The sequence below is a fragment of the Streptomyces sp. NPDC001880 genome (genome assembly GCF_053594575.1).
Map to the genome: position 1 here is coordinate 1 of NZ_JBSFET010000165.1, position 6,715 is coordinate 6,715.

At 69.1% G+C, this 6,715-nt stretch carries 6 protein-coding genes; all 6 read left to right on the top strand.

Features of this window, described 5'->3' with window-relative positions; genetic code table 11:
• A partial coding sequence (locus ACWCQ6_RS34980; RefSeq protein WP_451096217.1) for an ABC transporter permease occupies positions 1-973 on the top strand: 973 nt, incomplete at its 5' end.
• Complete coding sequence (locus tag ACWCQ6_RS34985; protein WP_451096219.1) at positions 966-1,922, top strand: ABC transporter substrate-binding protein; 957 nt, start codon at positions 966-968, stop codon at positions 1,920-1,922. The genes ACWCQ6_RS34980 and ACWCQ6_RS34985, both read left to right, overlap by 8 nt.
• A 440-nt stretch (positions 1,923-2,362) precedes the next feature.
• Entirely contained in the window at positions 2,363-3,361 is a 999-nt protein-coding gene (locus ACWCQ6_RS34990; RefSeq protein WP_451096221.1) for a siderophore ABC transporter substrate-binding protein, read from the top strand.
• Positions 3,362-3,428: 67 nt separating this feature from the next.
• Positions 3,429-4,391: an ABC transporter permease gene (locus ACWCQ6_RS34995; RefSeq protein WP_451096223.1), complete on the top strand. Its 963-nt coding sequence runs from the start codon at positions 3,429-3,431 to the stop codon at positions 4,389-4,391.
• Positions 4,384-5,424 (top strand): iron chelate uptake ABC transporter family permease subunit, encoded by a 1,041-nt coding sequence (locus tag ACWCQ6_RS35000; RefSeq protein WP_451096225.1) that lies wholly within the window; start codon positions 4,384-4,386, stop codon positions 5,422-5,424. The genes ACWCQ6_RS34995 and ACWCQ6_RS35000 overlap by 8 nt, the downstream gene beginning before the upstream one ends.
• The gene (locus tag ACWCQ6_RS35005; RefSeq protein WP_451096227.1) at positions 5,421-6,179 is read left to right on the top strand and encodes an iron ABC transporter ATP-binding protein; all 759 of its coding nucleotides are present in this window, start codon (positions 5,421-5,423) and stop codon (positions 6,177-6,179) included. The genes ACWCQ6_RS35000 and ACWCQ6_RS35005 overlap by 4 nt, the downstream gene beginning before the upstream one ends.
• Positions 6,180-6,715: the final 536 nt, after the last annotated feature.

Below are 6,715 nucleotides of genomic sequence, written 5' to 3' on the forward strand. Positions count from 1 at the left end.
AGGACATAAGGTGCGGCGCATCGATGTGACCGGGACCGGCGGCGTACGCCTAGCGGCCGCGGCCGGCACGGTCGCCGTGGCTCTCGTCGGCCGATTCACCGGCCGGCTGTCGTGGCCGGACGCCTGGACGGTGGACATCGCGGGTTCGGTAAACCGCGCTGTCGACTGGATGACCGCGCACCTGTACTCCGGCATCCCCGTGATCGGCGGCACCGCCGACTGGGCCGCACGCTTCACCACCTGGGTCCTCGACCCGGTGCGTGACGGCCTGCAATGGCTGCCGTGGTGGGCCGTACTCCTCCTCGTGGGGGTCATCGCCCAGTTCCTCGGCACCTGGCGCACCGCGCTGACCGCCGTGCTCGCGATGACCGCGATCGGGGTGCTCGGGGTGTGGTACCCGGCGCTGGACACCCTCTCGCAGGTGCTGACCGCGGTTGCCATCACACTCCTCGCCGGTGTCGCCACCGGTGTCGCCGCGGCCCGCAGCCCCCGCCTGGAGCGGCTGCTGCGGCCCGTGCTCGACGTCTTCCAGACGATGCCGCAGTTCGTGTACCTCATCCCGGTGGTCGCGCTGTTGGGCGTCGGCCGGGCACCCGCCACCGCCGCGGCCGTGGTGTACGCACTGCCCGCCGTCGTCCGTATCACCGCACAGGGCATGCGCGCCGTGGACCCGGTCGCGATGGAGTCGTCCCGCTCCCTCGGGGCGACCGGCTGGCAGCAGCTGCGCCAGGTCCAACTCCCCCTTGCCCGGCCCGCGTTGCTGCTGGCCGTCAATCAGGGTGTGGTCCTCGTCCTCGCCGTCGTCATCATCGGGGGCCTGGTCGGCGGCGGTGCGCTCGGCTACGAGGTGGTGTTCGGGCTGGCCCAGGGCGACCTGGCGAGCGGTCTTGTCGCGGGCGCAGCGATCGTGTGTCTCGGGCTGATGCTGGACCGGGTCACACAGCCTGCCGGGAAGGAGAGCCGGGATGCGTAGGAGCACCATCGCCGCCGCCACCGCGTTCGGGCTGCTGGCCCTGACGGGGTGTGGCGCCGCGGACATGACCAAGCAGTCGTCCCCGTACGCCGACGCGCACGGCGCCAGGACCGTGACCCTCTCCGTCCAGTCGTGGGTGGGCGCGCAGGCCAACGTGGCCGTCGCCGGGTATCTGCTCGAGCACGAGCTGGGATACCGCGTCGACACCGTCCAGATCGACGAGGTGCCGGCCTGGGACGCGCTGAGCCAGGGCCGCGTCGACGCGATCCTGGAGGACTGGGGCCACCCGGAGCAGGAGGAGCGTTACGTCGCCGACAAGAAGACCATCGCACCGGGTGGCGAGCTCGGAGTCACCGGCCACATCGGCTGGTTCGTGCCGAAGTACTTCGCCGACGCCAACCCGGACGTGACGGACTGGAAGAACCTCGACAAGTACGCCGGCCGGCTCCGTACCGCGGAGAGCGGCGGCAAGGGCCAGCTCCTGGACGGCTCGCCCTCGTACGTCACCAACGACAAGGCGCTGGTGAGGAATCTGGACCTGGACTACCAGGTGGTGTTCTCCGGCTCCGAGGCGGCGCAGATCACGCAGATCAAGCAGTTCGCCAAGGAGAAGAAGCCGTTCCTCACCTACTGGTACAAGCCGCAGTGGCTGTTCGAGCAGGTTCCGATGACGGAGGTGAAGCTGCCCGCGTACAAGGAGGGCTGCGACGCCGACCCGGAGAAGGTGGCGTGCGCGTACCCGCACACTCCGCTGCGGAAGTTCCTCAACGCCCGGTTCGCACACGGGGGCACCAGCGCCGCCGAGTTCCTGAAGAAGTTCCACTGGACGACACAGGCACAGAACGAGGTGGCGCTGATGATCGCGGACCAGAAGCTGTCGCCCGAGGAAGCCGCGGAGCGGTGGGTGAGGAAGAACGAGTCCGTCTGGCGGGCGTGGCTGCCGGACTGAGTTCCGGGTCGGGCACTCCGGCGGATGCCGGGCCGACGACCGGCCCGGCATCCGCCGGGCGGTGCGACTGTCGCCGTCGCGCACGATGCCGTGGCGGTCGGTGAGGCCGGGGCCGGGCGACGCGACGGGGCGAACGTTGCCTGCAGGGGCACTGGCTCCGCACTTCGGGGCTGGCTGATCCGGCTGATTCCACCCGTCGGGCGCCGACCCCGAACTCACCGTCACGACTCTCATTCGGGACGCGGAACGAGGCCCTGGTCCGCTCGACGGCGCCGCCCCCGGTCGGACTGCATCCGCGCCTTCATCACGGTTGCGACGCATACGTCACCCACTAGCGATCTTCCGTCGCTACTTAGGTTAGGCTAACCATGGTTACACGTTCACGTGGTCGCATCACCCTGTGGTGACGACTGCCCCACCCGTCTCAGGAGTCACCCGCCGTGCGTACCACCCGCTTCCGTAAGACCGCCATCGTGGCCAGTTCTGTCCTGTGCGCGGGGTTGGTGTTGAGCGCCTGCGGAGGTTCCGAAGAGAAGAAGGCGGATTCGGCGAGGACCGAGAAGGGTGCGAGCACCGTCACTGTCGCCACCGCCGAGGGCGACCTCGAAGTTCCTTTCAAGCCCGCCCGGGTCGCGGCGCTCGACAACACGTCTTTCGCGACGCTCAAGGCGTTGGGTGTGAAGCCCGTCGCGGTGCCGAAGGGGCTGCTGCCGGACGCGGGCTACGAGGACTGGAAGAACGACGCGTCCATCAAGGACGCCGGTATGCACTTCGAGCCGAAGTTCGAGGCGATCAACGCTGCCCAGCCGGACCTGATCATCGGCGGTTACCGCTTCGCCGACCACCACGACAAGCTGTCCAAGATCGCCAAGACGGTGGACATCGCCCCGTCCGACGAGGCGGAGGGCGGTTACGTGAACTCCCTGAAGACCCAGACCGAGGCGCTCGGGAAGATCTTCGACGAAGAGGCGAAGGCCGAGGAGATCGTCACCGCCCTGGACAAGGCGCAGCAGGACGCCGCCAGTGCCACCAAGGGCGAGAGCGTGTTCCTGGGGGTCGCCAGCGCGGGCAAGGTCGACAACGCTGCGAGCCGGATCGGCCGCCTCACCGAGCCGCTGAACCTGAAGAACGTGCTCAGCGCCGAGGGCGAGGACAGCACCTCCGTGCACGACGACTCCGGGCTCGCCCCCGAGACGATCGCCAAGCTCAACCCGGACTGGATGATCGTGCTGGACCGCGACGCGGCCGTGGGCACCGAGGACGGCGCCAAGGCCGTCGCGGCGAAGAAGGTCGTGGACGGCATGGAGGCGTGGGACAACACCACGTTCCGCAAGCAGGACCAAGTCATCTACCTGGCCAACGACTTCTACCTGACCGAGGGCGTCCAGGCGTACACCGACGCTTTCAACCAGGTGGCGACCGCGTTCAACGCGGCCTGACATCTCAGCGTCGAAGCGGCCCCGCCCGGTGCGGGGCCCGCTTGTCCTCCCTCGCCCCGGAAGCCCCATGCGCCGATTTTCCCTGCCGCTCGCAACCCTCTGTGTGCTGGCCCTGGTCATCGTCTCGCTGTTCGTCGGCGGGTACGACATCGACCTGCGCTCCCTGTTCACCGACCCCGACGACCGAAGGATGTTCCTCATCTCGCGCGTGCCGCGGACTCTGGCCCTCGTCCTCGCCGCCTCCGCCATGGCCGTCTCCGGCGTGATCATGCAGATGCTGGTGCAGAATCGATTCGTCGAGCCGACCACCACCGGCACCAGCGAGTGGGCGGCGCTGGGCGTGCTGCTGCTCACCCTCCTCGCCCCGGACTCGTCGGCCCTGGTCAAGATGGGGGCCGCGAGTGCCTTCGCCTTCATCGGCACGCTGGTCTTCCTTTTCGTGCTCGGGCGGATCGTGCTCAGGTCGCAGGTCATCGTCCCGATCGTGGGCATCATGCTGGGCGCGCTGGTCAGCGCGGTGACCCTGTACATCGCCTCCACCACCAACCTGTTGCAGACGCTCGCCACCTGGCGCTCGGGCGGGTTCAGCTCCGTGGTGCGCGGCACCTACGAACCGCTGTGGGTGGTGGGGGCCATCGTCATCGGCCTGTACCTCGCGGCGGACCGCTTCACCATTGCCGGGCTCGGCCGTGACACGGCCGTCAGCCTCGGGCTGCCCTACCGGCGCATCCTGTTCATCGGGCTCACCATGGTCGCCCTGGCCACCGGCGTGACCACCGTGGTCGTCGGGTTCATCCCCTTCCTCGGTCTGATCGTGCCGAACCTCGTCTCCATGGCGCGCGGCGACGACGTCCGCAAGAACCTGCCCTGGGTGGTGCTCAGCAGCATCGCCCTGATGATCGCCTGTGACCTCGTCGGACGGGTCGTCGTCTCCCCGCTGGAGATCCCGGCGACGGTGGTGCTCGGAGCGGCCGGTGGGGTCGTGTTCGTCGCGATGATCCTGCGTCAACGAGGGAAGGCCCATGTCTGAGCCTCACGTGTCGGCCGCTTCCCCTGCGCCGAACACCGCACCGACCGGTGAACCGGCCGGCGGCACGAAGCCCCGGCGTCGCGGGCTGCCCCCGGCGGGCCGACTCACGGTGGCCGCGGCCCTGGCCGCCGTCTCCGTGAGCGCCTTCCTCTTCCTGTTCATCGAGGGGTCCTTCGGCTTCGCCCTCGAGCGACGCCTGACCGTGTTCGGCACCATGGCGGTCGTCGCGTTCGCGCAGGCGGTGGCGACGGTGGTGTTCCAGACGATCACCCACAACCGGCTGCTCACCCCGTCGGTCATGGGGTTCGACGCCGTCTACATCCTGATGCAGACACTGCTGGTGTCCGTCTTCGGCGGCAGCGTCCTCGCCGCCACGGACGGGCTGCCGAAGCTGATCACCCAGACGCTGCTGATGGTCGGCTTCACGATGCTGCTGTTCGGCTGGCTATTCTCCGGGCGCAGGGGCAGCCTCCATGTGCTGCTACTGGTCGGTATGGCGCTGGGGCTCGCCTTCCGCGGCCTGTCGGACTTCCTGCAACGGCTGCTGTCGCCCGCCGAGCACGACATCCTGGCGACCCGGTTGTCCGGGCGGCTCAGCACCGCCGAAGCGGAGTACCTGCCGCTGGCCGGCGTGGTGTGCCTGGTCGTCGGCGCGGTCATCTGGCAGCGCCGTTACCGACTGGACACCCTGCTGCTCGGCCGGGAGGCCGCCACCAACCTGGGCATCGACCACAAGCGCGAGCTGACGGTGATGCTGCTGCTGATCTCCGTCCTCATCGCGATGTCGACCGCGCTCGCCGGCCCCATGACCTTCTTCGGGTTCGTCACGGCGATGCTGGCCTACCAGGTCGCGGGCACCCACCGGCACCTCGTCGTGCTGCCGATGGCCTTCCTCATCGGGCTGATCACCCTGGCGGGTGGACAGTTCGTGATGGAGCACGTCTTCTACGCCTCCGGCATGCTCACCGTCGTCATCGATTTCCTCGGCGGGGCGATCTTCCTCGCGCACCTCCTCCGGAAGGGCACCTTGTGATCGAGTTCACCGACATACGCAAGAGTTACGGCGACGACACCGTGCTCGGCCCCGTCTCCGGACAGATCACCGCGGGCGGCGTCACCTCGCTCGTGGGCCCCAACGGCGCCGGGAAGTCCACCCTGCTGACCATCATCGGCCGGCTCGTCGAGCCGACCTCGGGCACGGTCACCGTCGACGGCCTCGACATCCACCGGGCCAAGTCGCAGGAGGTGGCCCGGACGCTGTCCATCCTGCGGCAGGAGAACCACTTCACCGCCCGGGTGACGGTGCGCGAACTGGTCGCCTTCGGCCGGTTCCCGCACAGCCATGGACGGCTCACCCCCCAGTGCGTGGCCAAGGTGGATGAGGCGCTCGACTTCCTCCACCTCGGCGACCTCCAACACCGCTACCTCGACCAGCTCTCCGGCGGCCAGCGCCAGCGCGCCTACGTCGCGATGGTGCTCGCCCAGGACACCCGGTACGTGCTGCTGGACGAACCCCTCAACAACCTCGACATGAAGCACTCCGTGCGGATGATGGGCCAGTTGCGCCGCGCCGCCGACGAACTCGGCAAGACGGTCGTCCTGATCGTGCACGACATCAACTTCGCCGCCACCTACTCCGACCGGATCATCGCCCTGCGCGACGGCCGCGTCGCCGCCTCCGACACCGTCGACGCGATGATGCGCGCCGAAGTGCTCACCGAGGTGTTCGACACGCCCGTCCAGATCCACGAGGTCGACGGCAGGCGGACCGCCGTGTACTACCGGTGACCCCCACGTCGTAGTGCCGAACCGCCCGGTGTGTCCACGTTTCGCCTCGGGTGCCCGGATGGTGGAGCCTGCCGATCGGATCTCCGGCGGAGCTTTGGCTTGTTGCTTGACGTCGCAGGTCACCCGGTCTGCTGAGGCCTGCGTGATCGCGTGACAGAGGACGCGGCCGTTCCGCACGCTTCGAGATGTCGTGTCACGAAGCACCAAGAGAATCGAGCGTCGTCCGGCCCCGCCCCGGGCCGGCCGCCGGCGACTCGATTCCGCCTGGCGCAGATCGAGGTGGCCGGGCCGGGGCGGCCGCACTTCCACCGTCGTGCCGGTGGTGACGGCGGCCGCCGGCTCGTCGAGCCTGCCGTGGCCGGACAGGTGCGGCGACTGCCCGCCAGGGCCAGGGCCCCCGAGGGCAGGCCACTGACCGGGCCGGTCACCTGTTTGCAAGGAACAGACCCTCGCTGCCCTCGCGAGCGCGGGACGGCCGCTGTCCGTGCCGGCTCTGGAGGCAGCGGTGGACCTTCGGCGCACGCGTCTGGAGTCGA

What these genes read in the sequence shown, in the direction of transcription:
- ACWCQ6_RS35000 (WP_451096225.1), top strand. Translation starts at nt 4,384, where the DNA reads ATGTCTGAGCCTCACGTGTCGGCCGCTTCCCCTGCGCCGAACACCGCA.
- ACWCQ6_RS34985 (WP_451096219.1), top strand. Translation starts at nt 966, where the DNA reads ATGCGTAGGAGCACCATCGCCGCCGCCACCGCGTTCGGGCTGCTGGCC.
- ACWCQ6_RS34995 (WP_451096223.1), top strand. Translation starts at nt 3,429, where the DNA reads ATGCGCCGATTTTCCCTGCCGCTCGCAACCCTCTGTGTGCTGGCCCTG.